Source organism: Kitasatospora sp. MY 5-36, from assembly GCF_001182915.1.
Lineage (GTDB): Bacteria > Actinomycetota > Actinomycetes > Streptomycetales > Streptomycetaceae > Kitasatospora.
On the sequence record NZ_LFVW01000117.1, the window covers coordinates 1 to 1,184 of the forward strand.

At 75.2% G+C, this 1,184-nt stretch carries 1 protein-coding gene and 1 pseudogene; one reads left to right on the forward strand and one right to left on the reverse strand.

The genetic code is table 11. The annotated features are described in order from the left end of the window. Nucleotides 1–726, forward strand: a 726-nt coding sequence (locus tag AE652_RS43040; RefSeq protein ID WP_199823067.1) for a CU044_5270 family protein, incomplete at its 5' end; no start/stop codon positions are given. 42 nt (nt 727–768) lie between these two features. Here AE652_RS43040 and AE652_RS09660 read toward each other — a convergent pair. Further along, a pseudogene (locus AE652_RS09660) lies at nt 769–1,184 on the reverse strand (hypothetical protein); the annotation flags it as partial.

Consider the following 1,184-nt stretch of genomic DNA (forward strand, 5'->3'; position numbering starts at 1 on the left):
CCGACCGAGCGGGGCGCCGACCCCACGCGGCCGGTCGCGGCCGTGGTCCTGGACCGCGCGGCGCGGGCCGCCGAACAGCAGCCCGCCCCGGCGGCGCGCGGGGACCAGTTCGTCTACGTGAAGAGCCTGGACGACTGGGCGAAGTCGCAGGGCGAGGCGCCGCAGACCCGGGAGCTCTGGACGGCCGTTGACGGCAGCAAGCGGGGACTGCTGCTCGTGGACGGGCACCTGCCGAACCCCGGAGGAAGCGACGAGCACGGGGAGGCCGAACCCGTGCCGAACGCCGGGAGGTTCGGCAGCTACGCCTACGTCGCCGCCCTGCCGACCGACCCGGATGCGCTGCTGGCCAGGATCCACGCGGACACCGAAGGCCACGGGCCCGGCCCCGACGAGGAGGCGTTCAGGACCGTCGGCGACCTCCTGCGCGACCAGATCGCCCCACCGGCCGTCAGCGCTGCGCTCTACCGGGCGGCCGCGAAGATCCCCGGCGTCAGGGTGATCGACTCGGTGACCGACGCGGCAGGCCGCCCCGGCATCGCGGTCGCGCGCCGGGACAGCGGTGCGAGGGCCGAGGTTCAGTGGATCTTCGACAGCACCGACTACACCTACCTCGGCGAGCGCAGCGTCGCCGTCACCGACGGCGCGACCTTCAAGAAGGGCGACATCACCAGCCAGATGGCCGTCCTCGCCCGCGCCGTCGTCGACCAGCCCGGCACCCGTCCCTGAGGAGAGGCGCGCTTCTGCAGGCGGCGATGGTGCGATGGAAGGTCAGCTGCCCAGCGCCACGGCGGACGGCGACTGCCACCCCCGTAGGGCGGCGCGGGCGCGGGCGACGCCTCCGGGGGTCGCGGGCGCGCCGGTGCCGACGGCGACGGTTCTCGTGCCGAGGCCCGCGCAGGCGCGGCAGATGCCGGGGCGGGGCACCGGATCGTGGCAGCGGCCGCACTCGGCGTACGAGGCCGGTTGGGTTTCGGGGCGCTCCGGTGGCAGCTTGCGCTGAAGGCGGTCCCGGAGGATCGCCACCGGGGAGTGCATCGGCTGCGGCAGTCCGGGGAGCAGGGCGTGGGCCAACTCGGCTTCGTCGCAGCCCCGTTCCAGCCATTGTGTGACGAGCGGTGCCAGCGCGCGGGCCTCGGCCTCGCCGAGGCGCAGGCGGGGTTCGGGCCGGATCACCCGGAACAGGG